This is a genomic window from Phocaeicola intestinalis (assembly GCF_014837065.1).
GTDB lineage: Bacteria > Bacteroidota > Bacteroidia > Bacteroidales > Bacteroidaceae > Phocaeicola > Phocaeicola intestinalis.
Map to the genome: position 1 here is coordinate 85,517 of NZ_JACSPP010000004.1, position 23,402 is coordinate 108,918.

Sequence of the window (23,402 nt, forward strand, 5' to 3'; positions counted from 1 at the left end):
ATTTAAATGATTAATCTGTTACACCATCTGTTAATCCCATTCCATCGCCTTGTATAGGCATGGTACCGCCGGTATTGTTCGCTGTAGGAGGAATACCGGTATTTGAGTTGGTTTCGTCTTGTGGGATACGCATTAACAACCAAGGATCATCAGCCGCAATGTTGAACTGGTAGGCTTCAGGGAAATTGCTTGTCACACCAGATTTTACACGAACAATATTTTTACCTAAACGCATGATGTCAGCCATCGAAAAACCTTCACCCCACAATTCCACGCGACGTTGAAACCATACTTCATCTTGAAAATCAGTACCGCTATTTACAGGGCATGTATACTCAGGGTCGCGATAGTTTCTTATGAAATTCTCCAAAATACTTTTGCCATCACCTCCGGCCATGGCGGTGGCTTCGGCTTGAATAAGAATCATTTCTTCTGCACGCATCAATGGCCAATCATTCGCTGCCACATTGTTACCAAGTCCTCCATACATTCCAAATTTCACATTTGTGTAAGGCAAGAATTCGGCTTTTCCTTGATTCTCTACGATCAATGTGGCAATATCATCACCTGTAGCCAAACCTCTCCAACTTTGTCCTGTCAAATTGGACGAATGCAAATTTTCGTCTACCCACCAGCCTTTACGAACATCACTATCCGGAATCATGTCAAATAACAAAACATTGATGGATTTATACATACCTACACCTGCAGAGTAAGAACCTTCACAGAATGAACCAAGGACACCAGGCCATGAAATCAAACTATTGCTGGCATTATAGTCTGATTCTGTAATCTCTAAAGCCCAAATCCAACCGTTTCCACTTTCATCAGAAGATACGAACATCGGCTGAGTCAGTTCGGTACGTTGATAAGGTGTGTAACCAGCCATAGCTTTAGCAGCATCATCGGCTGCTGCTTGCCAATTTTCCATGTACAGATTGGCACGAGCACGGAGACCATAAGCTACTTGTTGATCTATTTCTCCGTGGTTGTTGCGTACGTAACCTTCCAAATCGGCAATAGCTGCGTCTAAGTCGCTTATAATCTGTAAATAAACTTCCTCTACTGTAGCTCGTGGATTATTGGGGTCTGCATCCATTTGTTCTGTAACAATAGGAATACATGGTTTATCTTCATTGCCTTTGTATTTGAACTGAAAATAAGGAGCAAGATTCAGATAGTCAAATGCACGAACTGCTTTTGCTTGCCCACGATAAGCAATTAAAACAGGGTCGTCCGTATCTGACGGAATAGAATTGATAATGTCATTTGCCATCTTTATCTGGTTATAAAACAATGCCCAACGCATATAGGGATTGGCATAAGTGTCACTGCGGTCAGAATATTCGCTACATGTACTGAACCAGTTGTATCCATTGTTAGGAGCTACCATGTCCGGTCCGTTCAAGTCGTTTGAGAGGGCTACAGCAGGATAGCCGAAGTCATCACCACGACCTTGCGAGGAACCAAATATTGTAAACTGAGTCAAGTTAGCAGCATACATACCAGTGACATCTGCAGCCAAACGTTCGGGAAGCATTTCCACGACTTCCTGTTTCTGATCTTCTGTAAATGTACCATTCTGAGGTATTGTATCAAGGTCGGTACATGAAGCCAATGCCATGCTTCCCACGGCAACAGCTGAAAATATTTTGTTATATGCTTTCATAATTCTTATGTACTAATTTAATGTGACTTAGAAGTTAAGAGTGACACCGCCTGTAATAGTACGTAAAGCAGAATAGCTAAAATTACCACTACCTGTAGAACTTCCCAAACCAAAGTACTGGCGCGGATCAAATCCTTTACGGCAAGTGATTACACCTAAATTATCACCCGTTACATAGAGTCTCAGATTTGAAATACCCAGTTTTGCTATCCAACGTTTAGGCAATGTATAACCTATCGTTACATTGTTGAAGCTCAGATAATCAGAGCTTACCAAGAAACGTGAAGACATACGCTGGCTGGAAATGTCCGAAGTACACATACGAGGGATATCAGTATTTGGGTTTTCCGGAGTCCAGGCGTTCAATACATCTTTGTGGAAATTCTGACCCATCAAGTCTCCTGTCTGCATCAAAGCTTCGTAAGTACCGTCGTATACTTTACCTCCAAGTTGATATGACAACTGAATTCCCAAATCAAATCCATATACGTTCAATGTCGTGCCGAAACCACCGTATACTTTGGCAAGCGTACTTCCCAAATCAGATTGTTGCGCCAGTTCGTAGTTTGTGGTAATCGTATAATCACCATTGTCTGGATCTACATAATATTGTGGTAAACCATTCTCAGGATTTACACCCGCATATACCGGTAAATAAGCATTGTACAAAGATCCACCGATGCGGTAAATAGCATTGGAATAACGGATTCCGTTTTCTTTGACTGTCGGGTCAAGGTCTGTAATCTTGTTTTTATAATGAGTCAGGTTAAAGTTTGCACCCCATTCTATGTTTTTGCTTCTATAGAGCACGCCATTCAAATCCAGTTCAATACCTTTATTGATAATAGAACCTACATTCTTAGGCACAGTAGAATATCCAAACGAAATGGGTACAGGTTGGTTGTACAACAGGTCTGAGGTCTTACGGCTGAAGTATTCAACAGTACCGTTCAAACGGCTGCCGAACAATTCAAAATCAAAACCTACATTAAAAGCGTGAGAGGTCTCCCAAGTCAAATCCTTGTTTCCCTTATAAGCGAATACGACAGAATAATCACCGTTACTGTTATTTACAGTAAACTGATCCGCATATGCATAATAATATGCAGAGCCAGTTCCTAGATTATCATTTCCCTGTACACCATAGCTTGCTTTCAGTTTCAACATATTAATCCAGGTAAGATCTTCCATGAAGGTTTCCTTTGACATCAACCATGCCAATCCCACACTTCCAAAGTTACCCCAACGATGATCTGGATGGAAACGTGAAGAAGCATCACGACGATAAGAAGCTGATACAAAGTATTTGCCGTCATAATCATATTGGGCACGAGCCAGATACCCCATTGTCACATACTCGTTGGTATAAGAACTGACAGAAGGAGGTGTGTTAATCGCATTATTCAATTCACCTATAAACGGATTGTAAAGCATAGAATTGGACCCACCCAAGTATTGGATCTTATGCGAATAAGATTCAAATCCAGCCAACAGGTCTAAATTGTGTACATTGTTAAATGTCGTTTTGTACGTAGCCATATACTGTTGGTTAATGTCGAAAATACGTTGATGTTCTACGCTTACATAACCTTGAGCACTTACGCCACTTCCATAAAATGGATTCTGTAAAGCGTTCGCGCGCTGGTTTAATACATTCGCTCCCAAAGTCGCTGTGATGCTCAATCCCTCAATAGGAGTAATCGTCGCATACCATTTTGTAGAAAGCATATCGCTGTATGTATTCTGGTCGTCCAGTGACAATGTGCCGGCGGGGTTACCCATCAAGGTTGGACGATTAAAGTTTGTCGATCCGGAACCAAAATCATAGACAGTCATTCCACGGTCATCTACCTTGATACTGCCATCTGCATTACGCACATACATCGGATAAATAGGAGCTATCAGGTTTGAAATATAAAACAAGTTTCCTGTACTTCCCCAATCATCAGATGTCTGCCCTGAAGGTGATTTTATATTATAATAAGTATAAGCGATATTTGTACCGACTTTCAGCCACGGTTTGGCCTGATAATCGGCTTTTGCACGACCGGAAAAACGTTCGAACCCTGAATTATCAATGATACCATTATCATCCAGATAACCAGCTGAAACATAATAACTCAATTTATCCGAAGCACCCGAAATCGTCACATTGTATTCCTGACGGAGGTTCCCTTTTCCAAAAATCTCATCATACCAGTCATCCGGTGTATAATAATAACTACCGTCCGAATAGCCTAACGTAGCATTCGGATTCAGTTTGAAGTTTGTACCTATCAGTTTCTGGCCTTCTGGTACCGTGTAAACCAAATAGCCTAAACCACCGTTATTGGCATCCAATAACACTCGGTCAGCATAGGCATAAGACTCTGAAGCTGATTTCCCGTTATAGAATTGCGAATTATAGAGAGCACGATAAGCTGTCTCATAATACATGGCAGGGTCAGTCATCACATCGTAATTGGGCACACCACGCTTGTTTGAACCCCATTTAGCATCAAATGTCACCTTAGCCTCTCCTCTTTCACCACGTTTTGTCGTGATAAGAACCACACCGTTTGCACCTCGCGCACCATAAATAGCGTTTGCGGCAGCGTCTTTCAGTACGGTCATAGACTCAATGTCTTGGGGATTAATCGCAGATATTTCTCCATCATACGGAACACCATCTACTACATACAGCGGTGAATTACTGGCAGACATAGAGCCTACACCACGTATGCGAATAGAAGCTGAAGTTCCAGGCTGTCCATTGGTCTGTGTAATTTGTACGCCGGCAACTTGACCTGCTAAAGCATTAGTTACGTTGGAAACAGTACGTGCTTCTATCTTGTCAGCCTTGATAGTCGATGCCGACCCCGTAAACGCCGACTTCTTAGCAGTACCGTAAGCCACCACCAAAACCTCATCCAACACTTCTGCATCCGACTTCAGCACAACTTTCATAACCGGCTGAATCTTAACCTCTTGCGTCTGCAAGCCGATGAAAGAAACTACCAAAGTTCCCGCCGAACTTGACAATATGTGTAATTGGTTGATTATGAATCAACTATCCATTCTTTCCAAAATTGTCTTACTTCTAAGAAATAAGTCTTATAGGATAATATAAAACAGTTTTTTCGATTTATTTTCTACCACAAATGTTACCCGAAACCCCTGATTATATTTGAGACTATATCATCAGAAACTCTTCTATGTTTTTAGGTGTAATGATTTTGAAGTGGGCATCAGGATATGCCGTAGAGAAAGATTCCGGACATTTATTTTTTGATTTGCGCTCATTCCATTTAAATTCAAATGCGTTAATCATGCCGTTTTCTTCTTCAATGTAATCAATTTCTTTTTGTTGTTGGGTACGCCAGAACCATGATTGTGCAAAGCTGTTTTGATAGGCATTTTGCTTCAACCGTTCAGCTATCGCAAAATTTTCCCACAATTCTCCCGTATCCGTACGGTTTTCTATCTGGGCAAGATTCCCGATTACGACATTCCGTATGCCAAGATCCCAAAAATAAATCTTACGGCTTGCCTTTAATTCATTGCGGAGATTGCGCGAGAAACTTCCTAGGCGGAATACAATGAATGACTTTTCGAGTATGTCCACATAGCGTTCTACCGTTTTCGAATCCAAGCCTATCATGCTTCCGATTTCATTGTATGATACCTGGCTGCCTATCTGCAAGGCAAGCGCCTTAAGCAAACGCATCAGCCTATCCGGCTTATTGATATTGTCGAGTGAAAGAATGTCCTTATACAGATAACTGTCCGACAGTTCTTTCAATATATTTTTCTCATCCCCCGGATTGTACACTGCTTCTGGATAATATCCGTAAACCAAACGGTGAGGAATCATGCGCAGTTCATCTAAAAGGCTGGTATGTGCTGCCATCTCTTTAAATGTCATAGGAAACATTTTGAACTCGCGCTTACGTCCGGTCAACGGTTCGTTTACTTTCGAAGCAAGGTCAAAAGAACTACTGCCTGTCGCAACGACCTGTACGTTAGGTATCTGGTCTGTGACAAGTTTAATACGAAGCCCGATGTCCGGAATACGTTGTGCCTCATCTATCACAAGATATTTATTGTTGCCAAGCAGAGCACGCATACGGGTGGAAGACATCTCCCGGAATAAGTTCTGTATATCAATGTCGTCTCCGTTCAGCCATAAGACATCTTTGTTTTCACCAAGCAGTTGTTTGAGCAAGGTAGATTTGCCTACCTGTCTTGCTCCCATGATGATGATTGCTTTGTTCCCATCGAGCAATGGTCGTATGTTTTCTTCTAATATGCGATGTATCATAGACTGAATGTTTTCTGCAAAAATAGCAATCTATTTGATGAAATCCAAAATTATTACAATAAATTGGGAATGTAATCCGAATATCTTATAAGATAATTGGATTCTTTTGTACCATGCAGTGAAGAAAGCGGATGAAAAGCCTTGCAAAGGCTTTTTCTATCAGAATATTTCGACCCAATATGTTATTGGATAATGAAAGTATCTTTATTGCAAGATAATGATTACATTAGTGAAAAATGTCGCAATATGAAGAATACATATTCGGGACTGTAGTAGATAGAGCCTTCTTTACGCGTAGAGAAAAAGAATTGCAATCTATCGGACAACTGTGGAGAAAGTGAAAACCATTTGGTGTTAATCTGTCTGCGGAGATTCGGGAAATATAACGTCTCCACTTGACTCGAAAAGGGGAATTTCTATCAGTACTGCTTTCTGTGCGTTAAAGCGTTTGTTGCGATAAGGGTACGTAATAAAGAATGAGCGTAATGAAATAGATGATCGTTTCTTTGCCTGTTGATATATAACCGAAGTTTGTAATCATTTAAAGAATAGTTTAAAAAAGGGTATCAAGATACGTTTATATATTTGATAATGTTTCTGTTCATTTCAAATTCGGTATAAAATCGATGCAAATACAATAATTCGGATTTGATAGTGATGGCTTCGGATTTTTCAATGACTTTTCAGAAAGACAGTATATACAATATAGAACATCCGTTAAACAATACTCACGCTAAGCATATTAAAAAATACACCCCAAAAGTTAGGCTAAACTTTTGGGGTGCTGATCAATTTGAAGTGATCTTTTTTATTTTAAATATTTTTTTATGTATTACTCTGCACTAGTTGTAGGCAATTGTAAAGTTTCTATTGCCGGAGGAGTAAAACTTCCAGCACTAACGGAAAATTCCAACGTCACAGTAATAACCCCGTTTTCTAAAGTTCCATTTCCTGCTACATAAGCTGTTCCATATCCGTTTATATCGCTACAAGCAGCCTGACGGGCTACTGATACAGTACGACCATCTGCACCGACCTGGAATACGATGTCATAACCTTCTTCGTATACAGCAATAGCCTTATACAAGCTTGGATTCTGGTCGGCCTGCATCACTTCAACAGGGAATGATTGAGGGCTACCATCTTCAAGGGTAAAGAAAGTAGATGTATAGGTACCTGTACCGATTAAAGAATATGTATAATCACGATAAATGGTAATGGTTTTCTGCAAAATAGCATCTACAGGAGCAGTTTCTTCTCCTAAACTTAATACCAAACGATAATTCTCACCCGGAGTAATGTCGCCTACCGTAACATGGACGGTTGCCGTAAATTCACCTGCTTCGAAATTGACATTAGCAGGCACCTGAATTTCAGAAGGCACCACACTACCGTCTGACATTGAAGCGTTCAATGGAATAGTTGCAGCTTCATCAGATACCGCACGGATTACTTCTACATCAAAACCTTCATAACCTGTTGCTGGAAACGAAACACTTTGCGAATTAATGGCAAAGGTCACGCCCATTGTAGCCCCTTCGTAAACAGGACCTTCATTATCTTGGTTGCAGGAAGTGAGCAGTCCCATGACTGCTACACTTAACCCTAAAAAATAATTCTTTAATTTCATGTTGTTATTCTAATTGATTGAGAATTTCTATTATTCGTCACTTAACGGATTTTGATCGGTAGCCGGATTCAGACTTGCGTTACCATCAAATTCAGTCTGTGGAATGGTCATCACCCACATATAGTTTTCTGGGTTTGTAGTAGGACGTCCGGTAAGCAAAGCATCAGTAGGCCAACCCATATCGGTTGTACGCACAAAGCCTTGTTTCAGACGGCGGATATCCCAAACGCGTCCGTATTCACCCCACAATTCGATACGGCGCTGGTCGATGATAGCTTCCAGCAATGAACCGGTACGGTCTGATGTAGTTGCCCCCAATTCTGTACCTGTAAGGCTATCAATAGGATAAGTCAAATCACGTTTTCCCATCAAATTTCTCAAATAGGTGTGTGCTGCATCTTCATTACCCAGGCGGCAAGCTGCTTCTGCTGCAATTAGGTGCATTTCTTCCACACGCATCCAAATATAGTCACCTTCCCATGTCTGTGTATTCGACGATTTGAATTTTTCCTGGGTGTAACCGCTATCATCGGTATTAGCAGGATGCTCCATGTTCCACCAGCTTCTGCGTGAATCTGATGCGCTCATTAAAGCATACAAATCTTTACTGATTTGCTTCGGTGCTGTTGCTGCATAAGCGCCCAAATCATAATCCATGTGGCTGAAGAAGCTGGCATACATAGTCGACTGGTCCGAACGAATAGACGCACCCCACATTACATTTTCAGCGCTTACATCATTCAATCCGGCAAAAGCGTCAACCGGTTGAATTTGGCAACCGCTTGTTTCAATAGCTGCAACCGCAGCATCGAATGCTGTATTCCATTCTTCCATTGTTAAAGCGATACGTGCTAACCAGCCGTATGCAACACTTTGGTCAATGTGCGAAATGTGTGTGCGGCGAGAGCCTTGTCCTAACAATTCAATGGAGCGGTTGATATCGCTCAAAATTTGGTCATAAACTTCCTGTACAGTTGCACGAGGCTTTCCTTTCGTATCAGGATTAGACGGCTCTGTATAAATCGGGCAGCAAGGTTCACTTTCATGACCTTTATATGTACGGGCGAAGTTCTGAGCCAGCATAAAATAAGAGAATGCACGGATGGCGTATGCCTGACCCAATACATTATTTACCAATTCCGTTGTTCCCTGCATACTGCCGTCACCTGCCAAAATTTCATTGGCACCATTAATCCATGTATAGAAACAGTTCCACATATCATACGGACGCCATGCCGTACTTGCGTACCTGTCTTTCACTTGATACAGGCAATCGTACCAGAACCATCCGCTACCCATAGCGGCTTGTATCATGTCTTCACCCATCAAATCCGCCATCAATACATACGAATTGATACCAAAGCTTTGGTGAGTATTGCCTTGAGGCGACCATGAATTATACATAGAACGATACATACCATTTAAAGCTACAATGGCTGTACCCGCATTATCAGAGATTCCGCTACTTGACATAGAGTCTGTAGGCGCAGTTTCCAGCGCATCGTCCGAGCAACCCGCAAACATAGCGCATCCTACGACTCCTGCAACTATATAATTGAATATTTTGTTCATGTCTTTTCTTAAAATTTAAATTGATTAGAAATTAACTTCGAAACCTAACGACCAAGTCTTGTTCGGAGTGTAAGCATAATTCGTTGAACCGCTGAAATTATATTGCGGATCCATACCTTGCAGATGCGTAAACAATGCCAGGTTATCCACAGAAGCAAATACGCGTACAGAACCTAAACGGGCTTTCTGCATCCATGCTTTCGGCAATGTATAACCCAACGTAATGTTCTTAATGGCAAAATAAGAAGCGTCTACCAGAAAACGGTCATTGGTCGCATATGAACCGGCGATTTCAATACGCGGCACATCAGTAATGTCACCCGGTTTCTGCCAACGGCGTAATGCGTGAACGTTCCAAGTATTGTTGTAATACATATTGTTCATCGAACCAGCATACAGACTATCGTAAATCTTACCGCCAATCGAATAAGTGGTCAAGATAGACAGGTCAATGCCTTTCCATGTCAGGTCGGTACTGATGCTACCGTACAAATCGGGGATACGGCTGCCCAAATAATACTTGCTGTTATTGGCTTTGCTGTAATCACTGGTGATATAATCTTCACCTATCTTATTGCCGTTTTCATCCGTATCATATACCCAATAAAGCTGTGCACCGGTCGCAGGGTCTACACCAGCACTTTTTGCCATATAGAACGTGTTGATAGGCATGCCTTCTTTAATGCTGTAGATACCACTGATGATTTCAGGAGAATCGCCGGTCAGTTCCAATACTTTATTCTTTACTGTAGAGCCCATCCATGACAAGTTCCAGGTCAGATCTTCTGTCTTGACAAGCGTACCTCTGATTTCAAATTCGAAACCGCTGTTACGCATGCTTCCTACATTGGCGTTATAGCCATTATAACCAGTCGAAGTAGCCATAGGGTAGCTTAACAACATATCGGTTGTCTTCTTATTATAATATTCAGCGTTAATGCTCAAACGGTGATCCAGTAACAAAGCTTCAATGCCGACATTCAAGTTGCCATTCTTTTCCCATGTCAACGATCTGTTTTCCAATGATGAAGGCATTGCACCCGGATTGTTTTCATTAGTCCAGCTCAAATCGTAGAGTCCTTGCCACAGATAATAATTAGGGTTACCGTTTGCGTCCAAAATATTATCATTACCTTGCTGTCCATAACTTACTTTCAATGACAAGTTATTGACCCATTTCACGTCTTGCATGAATGCTTCTTTCGATATACGCCAGTTACCTCCTACAGACCAGAAAGTACCCCAACGGTTGTCTTTATAGAAACGTGAAGACCCATCCGTACGCAACGAAGCAGAGAAGTAATATTTCTCATCAAAGTTGTAATTGAAACGGCCGAACCAAGATTCGATGCGGTATTTGTTGGTATATGAATCCGCGTCATACAATACAGCACCCGGACGCAATTCCAAAATACCATCTACCAAACCGGTCCTTCCTGCTGAAAGGTATTCATATTGGTAAGCATAAAACTCATGACCACCCATTATGTCGAAGTTATGCAAACCGAATGTACGGTTCCATGTCAGAATCTGGTTGAATGTATAGCTTTGCATACGGACACTGTATTTCTGCAACAAACCGCCTGCGTTAGCCTGATTACCGTGATACATATTCATGTAATCCATCTGGTTCTGGTTACGATAGTCCATACCGAAGTTAACAGAGAACTTCAAGCCTTTGAATACACCAAATTCATCTTTATCACCACCCAATGTGAAGCCGGTACGCAAGCTGGCTACATCATTTTTTACTGATGATTTATCATCAATCAAACCTCCTAATGGGTTATAGTCATCATAACTACCCGGACGACCGCTTTCACCATAGTCCAATTGAGGATTTCCGTTTGCATCCAACAAGTTATTACCGTTCTCATCCTTTATATATACAGGAAGCAACGGAGAAATGAATTGAGCCGAATACCATACGTTAGATTGTGATGTATCTTCATATTGGCTATAATTCATAATAGAATGTGTCAATGACACGTTCATATTTGCTTTAAACCAATCAGTTACATCTGAAGTGATGCTAGCACGTCCGTTATAACGTTGGAAACCTGTATTAGTCAAAATTCCATCTTCATTTACATAACCTAAAGAGAACATATATTTTGTTCTTTCCGAACCTCCGCTCAATGAAAGCTGATGTTCGTGACGGAAAGCTCTGTTATGTTGTACAGCATCCAACCAACGTTCGTCCCACGCAGAAACAGCATCTGCACGTACCTGACCTGTAGCAGGGTCAATCAATTGATCCCATGTATAATTCTTGAACGGATTATAAAGCTCACCGGCGCTACCACCCAAGTTGCGAGCCAATGAAGCACGAGCCATAGCCTCAGCCTGCTCCCATGAATAGCCATTGCCAAACGCATAACTGTTACGGGCTGCTTCATAACTCAATTGAACAAAATCTTTTTGGCTTACTGTTTCATACTCAGGAATAGCACGGGAAGACCAACCTGCGGTAGAACGCCAAGTTACGTTAGTCTTGCCTTCTTTACCTTGTTTTGTCGTAATCATGACTACACCGTTCGCACCACGTGCACCGTAAAGGGCACCGGCCGAAGCATCTTTCAGAATAGTCATCGATTCGATATCCGACGGATTGATAGAAGAAAGTGTACCGTCATAAGGAACACCATCCACCACATACAACGGGTCTTGTGAAGCATTGATAGAACCATAACCACGGATTACGATAGAGGCAGATTCGCCCGGTTGTCCTGAACCAGAGGTCGTCAACACACCTGTAGTCTGTCCTTCCAAGGCCTTCGTCACATTAGTAATAGGGCGAGATTCGATTTTATCACCTCCGATAACCGAGGCTGAACCAGTAAACGAAGATTTCTTAGCCGTACCGTAAGCAACGACCATCACTTCATCCAGCACTTCTGTATCCGATCGCATAACCACCTTCATAACCGGCTTAATATCAAGTTCTTGCGTCTGCAAGCCGATGAAAGAAACCACCAAAGTTCCCGCCGAACTCGGCACATTACTAATCGTAAAATTACCATCTATATCGGTAACTGTACCTACTGTAGTACCTTTAACCAATACAGATGCTCCCACTACAGGTAAACCGTCCTCGGCTGAAGTAACCGTACCAGTTACTTTCCGAACTTGCGCGTTTACCAGACCAATGCCTATCATCAGGCAGGTCATTAACAGCATCAATTTTCTTTTCATAAAAATTCTCTCTTAATTTTAACCTTAAATAAACACTTTTATCTAATTCAGTTTGCCCGCAAAGGTAATCATTAATCTAATAACTTGTATACTTTTGGAAACAAAATACAAAAGATACGTCGCTTTTTAACACTTCAAGATTGAAATTCTGTATAAAAAGCAAACAAATATGCAGGATTTCCGGTGTTGTCTTTGCTTAAAAAATAGCCAAAAACAAGCTCAGAACCTTGTATAGGACATCTTTGTGATAGTTTTTAAGACTCCTGATAAAAAGTGTAGTGAAATGAAAAAAATTAGTTACCGATTGGTTTATAATCGTAAAAAACGTCTCAATGCAAGCGGAAAGGCATTGATACAAGTGGAAGCTTATTTAACAAAGCAGAAAGCCTATTTTTCCACTCACATTTATGTACGTCCCGAAGAATGGGATGCCAAAAAAGCAAGGATTGTACTTCATCCGCAGGAAGAGGCGCTGAACCGGATGCTTGACGAGTTTCTCCTAAAGCTCCAGTATGCGGAATTGGAAGGGTGGAAGCGAGGAAAAGAAATATCCTTGTCAATGCTGAAAACAGACAATGAGGCAGAAGAAAGAACAGATGTTTTTGCATTCGGTAGAAAATGGGTAGAACACTCAAAAAGCAAAGAAAGTACAAAAAACAACTTGAGCACTACATTTGCTCTTTTACACGAATTCCGCCCGGCACTATGTTTTGCGGAGATGGATTATTCGCTGCTGCTCCAGTTCGAACATTTTCTGGAAAAGAAAAAACTGAAGATAAACACAATTGCCAAACACATGCGTCATTTACGCACGCTTTGCAATGAAGCCATCAGACAAGGCGTAATGTTATCATCGGCTTCACCTTTCATTAAATACCGGATAAAGACCACTGAAAGTAAACATGTATTCCTGCTTCCAGAAGAACTGAGAAAACTGGAAGAACTGCCGCTCGGACAGACAGGAAAAGCATTGCGCCACACACTGGATGCGTTTCTGTTTTGTTGCTACACCGGCATCCGTTATTCTGATTTTATAGAATTGCGTGAGGAAAATATCGTTTATCCAGACAAGCAACATGCCTGGCTGACGTTCAAGTCGCAAAAGACAGGAACGGAAACTCAAGTCCCCCTTTATCTTTTGTTTCAGGGGAAAGCTCTGAAGATATTAAAGCGATACCCCGACAAAGAGTGCTTTTTCCGTCTTCGCCCGAACCCTGACATTAACAAGGAATTGGTCAGGCTGGGCAAGCTGGCTGGTATTGACAAGCATTTCTCTTTCCACTCGGCGCGGCACACCAATGCTACCTTATTAATATATAATGGAGCAAAACTGACTACGGTGCAAAAACTGTTAGGGCACCGCAGCATCAAAACCACGCAAATTTACGGTGAAGTGTTTTCGCAAACGTTAGTAAATGACCTGAAAAAATGTAAGTTCTAATGTCGCTTTTCTACAAAGCTACAATGATTTGCCAAGGCAGTTAACTGTTTCGGCAGTTTCAATGCACTGAAACTTTAGTTTCAGTGCATTGAAACTACGGTAAAACTGCATTGCATAAGCTTACCTGACTTTATGCATGTTTTGAAAAAGCCTAGTGCATGGACAAAACGTCATTCTTATCACGGGCAGAATCGGATTGCAAAAGTTGTAGAAACGTAAAACTCTATGTCTCCCTGCCTGCAGGACGAACCATGCGTGAAGACTTGCCTGGGGATGATTTTGCTCATCGGGAAGTGCTGTTTGTACGTTAAATTGCACTTTCGAAAGTGCAAATACGCCTAATCCATGCTTATTTATTGCATACATTCATATCTTTGCCGAAAAGGAATGCTTTATGGATAAACATAATCTTTTCCTGCAAGAGGCCCGTAGCACAATATGCATCTAGAAATCGGCTACATGCATGTCGTTCCTTTGTGGCAATTCGAGTTGGAGTATTAAGCGTTCCTTCTATATCAAAAGGTATGGCTATTCAGTAAAAAGCAGGTAGAAAGCTTCCGGTTGAAACGCATTAATACGTACCACGACACCATTTTTTGAAAGAAACCATTTTAAAAGAAGTCCTTATAGTTTCCTCATACTCAATACGTTAATAATCATCTTTAGTTCGGCGGGAACTTTGGTGGTTTCTTTCATCGGCTTGCAGACGCAAGAGCTCGACATCCGACCGGTTATGAAAGTTGTACTGAAGTCGGATGCTGAGGTATTGGACGAAGTGATGGTGGTGGCTTATGGTACTGCAAAGAAGTCGACATTTACCGGTTCGGCAGCTACAATCAAGAATGACAAAATCGCTTCACGGCAAACTTCAAATATCACGAATGCTTTGACCGGACAGGTTGCCGGAGTGCAAACTACAAGCAATACTGGCCAACCGGGAAAGGATGCGGAAGTGCGCATTCGGGGTATCGGATCTATCTCAGCCAGCAACAGACCTCTTTATGTAGTGGACGGCGTACCTTATGACGGTGAATTGTCTGCCATCAGCTCTACTGATATCGAATCGATGACCGTATTGAAAGACGCAGCTTCAAATGCTTTGTATGGTGCCCGCGGTGCAAACGGTGTCATTTTGATTACTACTAAGCGGGGTGCCAATGGGGAAGCACGTGTGAATTTTAATGCCAAATGGGGTGTAAACAAGCGCGGTATCGCTTCATACGAACGCATTACAGATCCAGGCAAATTCTATGAATTGAATTACGCTTCTATCTACAATGCAGATTTGGAAGGTTATCTGGCAAACGGAGACTTAGCTGCTGCTAATGCATACGCCAATCAGGCTATGTTGTCTTCGGCTTATTTAGGATACCAAGTATTCAGTGTGCCGAATGGTGAACAGCTGATAGGAATGGACGGAAAACTGAATCCGAATGCGAAGCTAGGGTATTCTGACGGGACATATACTTATCTCCCTGACGATTGGACGGACGAATTGTTCCAAAACAATTTGCGTCAGGAATATAATTTGAGTGTCAGTGGTGCCAATGAAAAATTGAACTATTACATGTCTGCCGGTTATTTGGACGATCAGGGAATTGTCCCTAATTCCGGATTCCAGCGTTATTCAGCCCGCTTGAAAGCGGATTATCAAGTCAAACCGTGGCTGAAAATGAGCGGCAATGTATCGTTCACCCATTACGACAGTCGGGAACAGGATACCGAAAGCGGTACTTCTAATGCCAATGCATTTTATGCCGCGAACATCATTGGTGCTATTTATCCGATGTATGTACGTGATGCAAAGGGAAATATCATGGTGGATAATCGTGGTTCCCAGCGTTATGACTATGGGTCGGACACAAATTTCTCACGCTCGAACGTAATTCCCAATGCTAACCCATTGGCAAGCTATATGCTTGACAAAATGGAATATTCCGGTGATGTTGTCAGTGGAAAATGGGGTGCCGACATCGACATTTGGGGCGGCATCAAAGCAAGAATCAATATCGGCGTGGATGCGAACAATGTGCATTATTCTAATATGGTCAATCCGTTTTACGGACAATATTCCGAAACAAGCGGTGTGGGCGGTATCGTCAGTGTAGCCACACAGCGCACTTTCAGTACGAACCAACAGTATTTGCTGACTTATAACCGGACGTTCAATCATGTACATAATGTAGACATTCTTGCCGGACATGAGAATTATAACTACAAATACCAGTATTTATACGGCCAGCGTGAGAAAGTATACAATCCGAATATTCCCGAACTGAATAATGCCATTTCCAACCAAATCAACGAATCCTATACGCAAAAATACGCAACGGAAGGTTGGCTGTTCCGCGGACAATATGATTATGACGGAAAATATTTCGCATCTGTATCTTACCGTCACGACGCTTCTTCTTGCTTTGCTCCTGAAAACCGTTGGGGTAATTTCTGGTCGGTAGGGGCAGGATGGCTTATCAACCGCGAGAAATTCATGGAAAACCAGCATTGGATTAACATGTTGAAGTTTAAAATCAGTTATGGTACCCAAGGTAATGATAACCTGATGTATGAAGGCGGGCTTTATCGTAACTATTATCCCTATATGGACCAATACACATTGGCAAACAGCAATGGTGATTTTTCTACATCATTGTATTATAAAGGAAACAGAGACATCACATGGGAAACTTCGCACAGCTTCAATACTGGATTTGACTTCACATTCTGGGACGGGAAATTAAGCGGTAGTGTGGAATACTTCTCGCGCAAAACCACCGACATGCTCTATTTCAAGCCAGTGGCTTCGTCATTGGGTTATTCGCGTATGCCGGAAAACGTGGGTTCAATGGTGAACCGTGGCATTGAAATTGATTTGTACTCGACTGTAATCGATACAAAAAACATATCATGGGACATCAATCTCAATCTTACCCACTTTAAGAACAAAGTGCTGGAACTGGCTCCCGAGCTGAACGGGCAAATGATTGACGGCGCACGTATCTATCGCGAAGGGGATTCCATGTACCAGCTATACCTGCCTAGATATCTGGGTGTAAATCCGGATACCGGTGAAGCCCAATATGCGTTGGTTCAACCAGACGAGGAAGGAAATACAGTCACAACAGATTATGCCGTGGCTTCGGAGAACCGTTTCGCTACAGGCGATATCTTGCCGAAAGTATATGGCGGTTTCGGCACCAGCCTTAAAGTTTACGGGTTTGACTTCTCCATTTCATTTGCCTACCAACTGGGCGGACGCATGATAGACAATACTTACGCTGATTTAATGAGTGATGAAGCAATGGGTCATGCCTTGCACGTAGACATGCTGAATGCCTGGACTCCGGAAAACAGAAACACGGATGTGCCACGCATGAACGCCAATAACGTGTATACTACTTATACATCAGACAGATGGTTGACAAGCTCAAACTACCTGAGCCTGCAAAACATCACTTTCAGTTATACTTTGCCGAAGAAGTGGACGCGCAAGTTACAGATAGAAGGAGTACGCCTCTTCTTCGTGGCAGACAACGTGGCTTTGTGGACAGCACGCAAAGGTTTTGACCCGCGGCAAGGATATGTATCTACTGATAATGTATATTCTCCAATCCGTACTATTTCCGGCGGAATATCATTGGATTTCTAACGTTTAAATAAAAGGAAAATTATGAAACTGAATAACAATTTTATAATAATAGCAGGCATTACACTGGCACTTGCGTCTTGCGACTTAGATAAGTTCCCGGAAGGCCAGTATGTGTCTGACGAGCAAAAGGAAAACATAATCGAAAGCCGTCCGAATCTGATAACGGCAGAAGCCAATGCCATGGCTGCCAGACTGAATTTCTTTGGCACGATTTCCGATGACCTTAATACATACCATAGCGACTATGGAGTTCCTGCCGTGTCTTTACAACTGGAATCTGGAGGTCAGGACATTGTGGCATCTACAAGCGGCTATAACTGGTTTAGTCGTTCTCAGAATTATGCCGACCGGGATTATGCCGATGCAAGCGGGGCTGAGTTTATTTGGAAGATTTTCTATAATCACATGAAGGCAGCCAATGATTTGTTGAAACTTATTGATGCGAATACAGAAGATGCAGATTTGCAACGCTACCGGGGGCAGGCTTTGGCAGCACGTGCATACGATTACTTAAACTTGGTACAATGTTTCCAGTTTACTTATGCAGGACATGAAAGTGCATTAGCTGTTCCTATTGTCACAGAAACAAAAACAGACGAGGAACTTCAAAATAATCCACGTGCTACAGTCGAACAAGTTTATGAACAAATCATGAACGATTTGAATCAAGCCGCAGAACTATTAGCCGGTTTTGACGCAGGCAGCAATAAAGACCAAATAGACGAAGCCGTGGTATATGGCTTGCGTGCCCGTGCCAACCTGCTTATGCAAAACTGGGCTGCCGCAGCAGAAGATGCAGACAAAGCTATTCAAGGTGGCACTCCGCAGTCTTTGCAGGAAGTCTCTACTCCAACGTTCAATTCGGCTACCGCCAGTTCTTGGCTATGGGGAATTCTGATTTCACCAGATAACGAGGTGGTAACCACAGGCATCATCAATTGGCCTTCTCATCTATGCTCTTTTACTGGAAACGGTTATACGACATTAACCGGGACATTCCGTTCGGTCAGTTCGTCTCTTTATGAACAGATTCCTGATACAGACATCCGCAAGCAGTGGTTTATTTCTCCTGACACTACTTCAACGCTGGTAGATAATGAAACGGTAAACGGTACTCCTGTCATTGAATATTTTGGTTTGGCTCCATACGTAAATACCAAATTCGGTGCTTACCAGAGTGTGTTTGGAAATACAACCAATTCTTCAGACTGGCCTCTGATGCGTGTAGAAGAAATGTATTTGATTAAAGCTGAGGCAGAAGCCATGTCCGGAAATCTTGGAGCAGGAAAATCCACTTTGGAAAGTTTTGTGCAAACTTACCGTAATCCATCCTTTACAAGTCATGCTACTTCAGCTGAAGAATTGCAAGATGAAGTTTGGCTGCAACGCAGAATGGAACTATGGGGTGAAGGTTTCGCTCTGTTCGACATTTTACGATTGAAGAAACCTATTGTAAGAAAGGGTACAAACTATCCGGCATCTGTCCAATTCAATTTGGATCCGGAGTCGCAAATTATGATTTATCGCATTCCGCAGTGTGAAATGGAAACCAACGAAGGAATCACTGATGAAGATAACAACCCGGCAGCAGAGCGTCCTACGCTGTAAATCTTTAGTATAAATAGAAATGAAGAGGGTGTGCCCCTAACTGATTATGACATATAAATGGTACAGACTGAACATTCTGTTATAAACCAATCCATATAAACGGTGGTCATCTGGTATATCGGTGTAGTAGTCTATGGCAATCTCGTATTCGGGTGCACTCTCTTCATTATGTTTCACATATATACAATGTTTGAATGCAAGAAGCGTTACATTTGTTCCTTTAACCATAAACTGAAAAAGCGGTCATACACTTGATAGGTCCCCTGCTCTTCGGTAATTATCAGTGTTTGTCGACAGCACCGTCCAGTTTCCCCGTCAGAAATTCTCTTTTAAGCCATTCATATATATAGGAAGGGCTTTGGCTGTATAAGCCAGTTTCTTTGTCAGAAAGTACTCTGAACGTATCAGATGTATAGACTATGTTCAGTGCGGAAGGTATGTCTAATTGAAAATCCGCAATCAAAAAATCTGTTATCTTATCGACTATGTGTGAAATCAGATAGTCCTGTTGGATTGGTGTCATCATATTCTTTCCAATAAGTTAATGCTTCGTAAAGTCCCGAAAAAGAATTGTCTGTTCAATTGTTTGTATTCCAATTCCTTTGCCAATTCCTCCAGAGTACAGAAACCTTCTTCGTAACGGCTTAAAAGGTAAGCTACCCCGTCATCAGCTATCGGACCCATCACAATATCGTAATGATGTGAAAAGGCAGGGATACTCCTTGTTCTATTCCGGTAAATGAATTCTGCCCACTCTTTGCTTGGCTTTTCAAAAAGCAGGACGTTCAGAAACGGAGCCGAGAGATACGTTTCATCAAATTGATATTTCTGTACAATCGGACTTCCGCCAAGAATCCGTGCTTTCTTGGCTGCCATATTTTCAGCCTGCACAAGAATATCAGTCAGATAAAAGCCTTGACCAAAGTCCTTGTACGGATTGGATTTTCGAATGTCTATCTGCTGAAAATCAACATTAGTCCCATGATAAAGTATCATATCAGTTGTCCTCCGTTTTTTTTGCAGATGACAATCAAGTCATCCACGGCATCATCAATGGATTGCAAATGCTCTACGCCGTAAAAGTCATTCAGAAAATCCACGCCTTTAAACCGATATAGGTATAAAAAAGCATTCTTGACCGAAAGGCTGAAACGCTTGGCAAAAGCACGTATGCATGCATTTATATAAGGTATCTTATACTTATCATCCATAACTAAAGGTGTTTGAGTTTCACACAAAGGTAATCAAAAATTCTATTATCTCATCATTTTCAGATATATCTCGGGTAGAAAAATTTCAGACGAAACCCTGTTATACTCTATATGAACCAATCATGAGAAAGAACAAAGCATAATTATAAATTCTGTAATTCGTTTATAAACAGTCATTTATAGGCATCATCAAGTTCGGCGGGAACTTTGGTAGTTTCTTTCATCGGCTTGCAGACGCAAGAAGTTAAGATTCAGCCGGTTATGAAAGTGGTGATGCAATCTAACATGCATGAGCTGGACGAAGTGATGGTGGTGGCTTATGGTACTGCGAAGAAGTCTTCTTTTACAGGAGCTGCAACTTCAGTTGACGGGGAGAAAATCGCAAAACTTCAAGTATCATCTGTTTCCAAAGCACTTGAAGGGGCTGCAGCAGGCGTACAAGTAATCAGCACGAGCGGACAACCCGGTGAAAATGCAAAAATCCGTATTCGTGGTATTGGTTCGTTTAGTGCTTCCGCCGCTCCTTTATATGTGGTAGACGGTATGCCTTACGATGAAGAAGCTGTTAATGCTTTGAATCCGGCTGATATCGAAAGTATGTCTATCTTAAAGGATGCTGCATCTGCTGCTCTTTACGGTTCTCGTGCAGCTAATGGCGTTGTTATGATTACTACCAAAAGAGGTTCCAGTGACAAAAGTAGTATCAGTGTAGACGCTCGTTGGGGTGTTAATACTCGTGGAATCCCTGAATATGATATTATGAAAGACCAACGCACTTATGTAAAAACTGCTTGGAATGTATTGTATAACCAAGTGGGAGGTGAAGAAGCGTCTGCTGGTTTGATTAATTCTATCGGTTATAATCCTTTTATCGGAGTAGCTAATAATGAAATGGTTTCTCCGGAAGGTGTGGTCACTTCTGCTCCTTTGCGTCATCACGATGATTGGGCGGATGCAACTTTACATAATGGATTACGCCAAGAATATAATATCAGTATGCAGGGCGGTAACTCTAAAACGACTCATTTCTTGTCTTTAGGTTATTTGAAAGATGAAGGTATCTTGCGGAACACAGACTTTGAGCGTATTTCGGCTCGTGCCAATATTACGCATACTGTAAATAAATATTTGGACTTAACTGGAAATTTATCGTATGCACGTGGGGAAAAGAATGCCGGAACATCCCAAGGAGCAAGTTTAACAAATTACTCGAACGCATTTATGTTTACACAACAGATTGCTCCGATTTATCCAGTATATGCTTACGATACAGACGGGAACCGTTTGTATGATGAAGACGGTAATGTTATTTATGACTATGGTGACGGAACATACAGTTCACGTATGGCAGGTTTCAGCAACCAGAATGTAGCTGCAAATTCTGATCTTGACGTACACCAAACTTTGAATGACAATTTCTCTGGTCGTGGAACTATCAACTTAAACTTATTTGAAGGATTTAAGTTGACCGCAAACATTGGTTATGATTTAATGAACCAAGTGCGCACAGACCACATGAATCAATTGTATGGTGATGCTGCCAATGTAAACGGACGTACCTATAAATACAATATCCGCATGCAGACATTTACAGCTAACCAGATTGCCAGCTATGCCAAATCAATAGGAAAACATTCATTTGACGTAATGGTAGGACACGAATCTTATTCGTATATCCAGAATTATCAATATACGCATAAATATAACTTCTATACGCTTGGTAATCCGGAATTCAACAATGCCATTACCATGAGTGATATGAATTCGTATAAACAAGAACATTCAATGGAAAGTTACTTCGGTCGCGTAAATTATGATTATGAAGACCGTTTCTATCTTTCTGCCAGCATCCGTACAGACGAGTCGTCTAAATTCCATCCGGATAACAGACGGGGTACTTTCTGGTCAGTAGGCGGTTCGTGGCGTATGACTCAGGAAGAATGGTTGAAAGATGTATCATGGCTGAATGACTTGAAAATAAAGGCAAGTTACGGTACACAAGGGAATGACGGTATTCTTGATCAATATGGCTATGTAGTTTATCAACCCTATTTAAAGCAATATACCGTATCAAATAATAACGGTGCATTCTCTGTAGTGGAAAGCTATCGCGGAAACAAAGACTTGACATGGGAAAAGAGCAAGAACTTGAACGTAGGTATCGAATCTTCTTTCTTCGACCACCGGTTGAAATTTGATTTCGACTATTTCTTGAAGAATACTTCAGACATGCTTTATAATATGCCCTATCCTATATCGTCTGGTATTTCATATATACCTATGAATCTGTTGGATATGAAGAATCAAGGTTTTGAATTTACACTTACCGCAACTCCGTTCCGCACTAATGATTTTGTATGGAACATCTCAATTAATGGGACACATTATAAAAACAAAATCGTGAGTCTGCCTGAAGACAAAAGAGCTGACGGTATTATCCATGGAACATCTTCTTTGTTCCGCCTGACCGAAGGAGGTTCTATCTATGATGTATATACATACGAATATGCAGGTGTAAATCCGGAAACAGGTGCAGCCCAATGGTATATGAATGTAGAAGACGAAAATGGGAATGTAACGGGCAGAACCGTAACCGAAGATTATACCCAAGCCGACAAATACGATTTAGGCTCGACTTTGCCTGATTTCCAAGGAGGTTTGTCAATGGACTTTTCATATAAAAACTTTGATTTGACTATCGGAACAAACTTCCAGTTAGGAGGTCAAATCTATGATAGTATGTACATGGGATTCATGCATGCAGGAAGCAATGTTGGTTCAAACTGGCATAAGGATATTTTGAATGCATGGACTCCTGAAAATAAGAATACGGATGTGCCTATCATGGACGGAGCACAAAATAGTAACGCACAATCATCCCGCTTTTTGATTAGCGCATCTTATTTCAATATCCGTAACATTTCATTGGGATATACTTTCCCGGCTAAATGGATGAAAGCGATACAAGCTAACTCTGCACGGATTTATGTTTCAGCAGACAATGTTGCCATGTTCTCAAAACGTAAAGGATTGGATCCACGCCAATATGAATACGGATATTCAGCTGCCAACTATTCAGCTATCCGTGCGATTTCATTCGGTATTAACTTAAACTTTTAAATAAGAATAG

General features: G+C 41.6%; 13 protein-coding genes and 1 pseudogene. 4 read left to right on the forward strand and 10 right to left on the reverse strand.

Going from position 1 to position 23,402, the window contains the following annotated elements; all coding sequences use genetic code 11:
* Positions 1–10 precede the first annotated feature (10 nt).
* The 6 genes from H9625_RS02270 to H9625_RS02295 all read right to left on the reverse strand — a co-directional run bounded on the left by H9625_RS02270 (position 11) and on the right by H9625_RS02295 (position 12,366).
* Positions 11–1,669, reverse strand: a complete 1,659-nt coding sequence (locus tag H9625_RS02270; protein ID WP_191762874.1) for a RagB/SusD family nutrient uptake outer membrane protein — start codon at positions 1,667–1,669, stop codon at positions 11–13.
* Between the two features lie 27 nt (positions 1,670–1,696).
* Positions 1,697–4,690, reverse strand: coding sequence for a SusC/RagA family TonB-linked outer membrane protein (locus H9625_RS02275; protein WP_262892008.1), 2,994 nt, complete (start codon positions 4,688–4,690; stop codon positions 1,697–1,699).
* Between the two features lie 151 nt (positions 4,691–4,841).
* Entirely contained in the window at positions 4,842–5,969 is a 1,128-nt protein-coding gene (locus H9625_RS02280; RefSeq protein WP_191762875.1) for an ATP-binding protein, read from the reverse strand.
* Between the two features lie 832 nt (positions 5,970–6,801).
* Positions 6,802–7,599 carry a hypothetical protein gene (locus tag H9625_RS02285; RefSeq protein ID WP_191762876.1) on the reverse strand — a complete coding sequence of 266 codons (798 nt, stop codon included), beginning with the start codon at positions 7,597–7,599 and terminating at the stop codon, positions 6,802–6,804.
* Positions 7,600–7,629: 30 nt separating this feature from the next.
* On the reverse strand, positions 7,630–9,171 hold the full coding sequence (locus tag H9625_RS02290; RefSeq protein ID WP_191762877.1) for a RagB/SusD family nutrient uptake outer membrane protein: 1,542 nt from the start codon (positions 9,169–9,171) through the stop codon (positions 7,630–7,632).
* Positions 9,172–9,195: 24 nt separating this feature from the next.
* Positions 9,196–12,366: a SusC/RagA family TonB-linked outer membrane protein gene (locus tag H9625_RS02295; RefSeq protein WP_225226207.1), complete on the reverse strand. Its 3,171-nt coding sequence runs from the start codon at positions 12,364–12,366 to the stop codon at positions 9,196–9,198.
* 283 nt (positions 12,367–12,649) lie between these two features.
* Here H9625_RS02295 and H9625_RS02300 point away from each other — a divergent pair, with 283 nt between their 5' ends.
* From H9625_RS02300 to H9625_RS02310, 3 genes are all read left to right on the forward strand, one after another.
* Positions 12,650–13,807: a site-specific integrase gene (locus tag H9625_RS02300; protein ID WP_022039855.1), complete on the forward strand. Its 1,158-nt coding sequence runs from the start codon at positions 12,650–12,652 to the stop codon at positions 13,805–13,807.
* Between the two features lie 679 nt (positions 13,808–14,486).
* Positions 14,487–17,453, forward strand: a complete 2,967-nt coding sequence (locus tag H9625_RS02305; RefSeq protein WP_191762878.1) for a SusC/RagA family TonB-linked outer membrane protein — start codon at positions 14,487–14,489, stop codon at positions 17,451–17,453.
* Positions 17,454–17,474: 21 nt separating this feature from the next.
* Complete coding sequence (locus H9625_RS02310; RefSeq protein ID WP_191762879.1) at positions 17,475–19,061, forward strand: RagB/SusD family nutrient uptake outer membrane protein; 1,587 nt, start codon at positions 17,475–17,477, stop codon at positions 19,059–19,061.
* A gap of 36 nt (positions 19,062–19,097) precedes the next feature.
* Here H9625_RS02310 and H9625_RS02315 read toward each other — a convergent pair whose 3' ends face one another.
* The 4 genes from H9625_RS02315 to H9625_RS02330 form a co-directional block, all read right to left on the reverse strand.
* Positions 19,098–19,238, reverse strand: a complete 141-nt coding sequence (locus H9625_RS02315) for a hypothetical protein (RefSeq protein ID WP_191762880.1) — start codon at positions 19,236–19,238, stop codon at positions 19,098–19,100.
* 103 nt (positions 19,239–19,341) lie between these two features.
* Positions 19,342–19,587 carry a hypothetical protein gene (locus H9625_RS02320; protein WP_225226209.1) on the reverse strand — a complete coding sequence of 82 codons (246 nt, stop codon included), beginning with the start codon at positions 19,585–19,587 and terminating at the stop codon, positions 19,342–19,344.
* Positions 19,584–20,057, reverse strand: a complete 474-nt coding sequence (locus tag H9625_RS02325) for a DUF3990 domain-containing protein (protein WP_087395640.1) — start codon at positions 20,055–20,057, stop codon at positions 19,584–19,586. Before H9625_RS02325 ends, H9625_RS02320 begins: the two co-directional genes overlap by 4 nt.
* The gene (locus tag H9625_RS02330) at positions 20,054–20,272 is read right to left on the reverse strand and encodes a DUF3791 domain-containing protein (protein WP_022039204.1); all 219 of its coding nucleotides are present in this window, start codon (positions 20,270–20,272) and stop codon (positions 20,054–20,056) included. Before H9625_RS02330 ends, H9625_RS02325 begins: the two co-directional genes overlap by 4 nt.
* 192 nt (positions 20,273–20,464) lie before the next feature.
* Between H9625_RS02330 and H9625_RS02335 the strand changes: the two are divergent.
* Positions 20,465–23,392: pseudogene (locus H9625_RS02335) on the forward strand (SusC/RagA family TonB-linked outer membrane protein); the annotation flags it as partial.
* Between the last annotated feature and the right edge of the window lie 10 nt (positions 23,393–23,402).

What these genes read in the sequence shown, in the direction of transcription:
- H9625_RS02295 (WP_225226207.1), bottom strand. Translation starts at nt 12,366, where the DNA reads ATGAAAAGAAAATTGATGCTGTTAATGACCTGCCTGATGATAGGCATT.
- H9625_RS02320 (WP_225226209.1), bottom strand. Translation starts at nt 19,587, where the DNA reads ATGATGACACCAATCCAACAGGACTATCTGATTTCACACATAGTCGAT.
- H9625_RS02285 (WP_191762876.1), bottom strand. Translation starts at nt 7,599, where the DNA reads ATGAAATTAAAGAATTATTTTTTAGGGTTAAGTGTAGCAGTCATGGGA.
- H9625_RS02325 (WP_087395640.1), bottom strand. Translation starts at nt 20,057, where the DNA reads ATGATACTTTATCATGGGACTAATGTTGATTTTCAGCAGATAGACATT.
- H9625_RS02270 (WP_191762874.1), bottom strand. Translation starts at nt 1,669, where the DNA reads ATGAAAGCATATAACAAAATATTTTCAGCTGTTGCCGTGGGAAGCATG.
- H9625_RS02300 (WP_022039855.1), top strand. Translation starts at nt 12,650, where the DNA reads ATGAAAAAAATTAGTTACCGATTGGTTTATAATCGTAAAAAACGTCTC.
- H9625_RS02280 (WP_191762875.1), bottom strand. Translation starts at nt 5,969, where the DNA reads ATGATACATCGCATATTAGAAGAAAACATACGACCATTGCTCGATGGG.
- H9625_RS02330 (WP_022039204.1), bottom strand. Translation starts at nt 20,272, where the DNA reads ATGGATGATAAGTATAAGATACCTTATATAAATGCATGCATACGTGCT.
- H9625_RS02310 (WP_191762879.1), top strand. Translation starts at nt 17,475, where the DNA reads ATGAAACTGAATAACAATTTTATAATAATAGCAGGCATTACACTGGCA.
- H9625_RS02290 (WP_191762877.1), bottom strand. Translation starts at nt 9,171, where the DNA reads ATGAACAAAATATTCAATTATATAGTTGCAGGAGTCGTAGGATGCGCT.